Below are 620 nucleotides of genomic sequence, written 5' to 3'. Positions count from 1 at the left end.
CCTCAGAAATACGCCCCGCACCTTTGGTCACAACCATAAAGTTAATGATCATCAAGATGAGGAAGACGACTAAACCGACTGCGTAGTTACCGCCAATTACAACGTTACCAAACGCCTCGATAACGTTACCTGCCGCATTGCCCCCTTCATGGCCGTGAAGTAACACGACACGAGTAGACGCAACGTTCAGCGCCAAACGCAACAACGTCGCGATCAGCAGCACCGTTGGGAACGCGGCGAAATCTAACGGGCGGCGTGTATATACCGTCACCAACAACACCACCATGGCTAAGGCGATGTTAAAGGTGAAGAACATATCCAGTAGGAACGCGGGTATCGGTAATACCACCATCGCAAGGGTGGCCAAAACCATGACAGGCGCGCCAATAGCTGGCATCTCACGCTGACGAATTCGTGGCAATTTATCTGCAAACGGCAGGCTTAACTTCATACTGCGAGGTATCTCAATCGAATTGAAGCGTCACGCGAATACGCACTTTAATACGTATGTCTAATGTTTATACGCGACCACTTTCGCCTAAAAGTTTAGGTATAGTGGGTAATTAGTCGACTTAAGCAATCTATGGACCAAAATCAACGCCAAAATAATGACTCAGCGC

The 620-nt window shown here is 48.5% G+C and carries 1 protein-coding gene; it reads right to left on the bottom strand.

Annotated features, from left to right (window positions below):
- The coding region (locus R7E78_RS28020) for an FHIPEP family type III secretion protein (protein ID WP_318058874.1) at nt 1-451 on the bottom strand (451 nt) is incomplete at its 3' end.
- Between the last annotated feature and the right edge of the window lie 169 nt (nt 452-620).

The sequence above is a fragment of the Vibrio sp. YT-19(2023) genome, from assembly GCF_033337395.1.
This window is presented reverse-complemented; position numbering and strand designations above follow the sequence as displayed.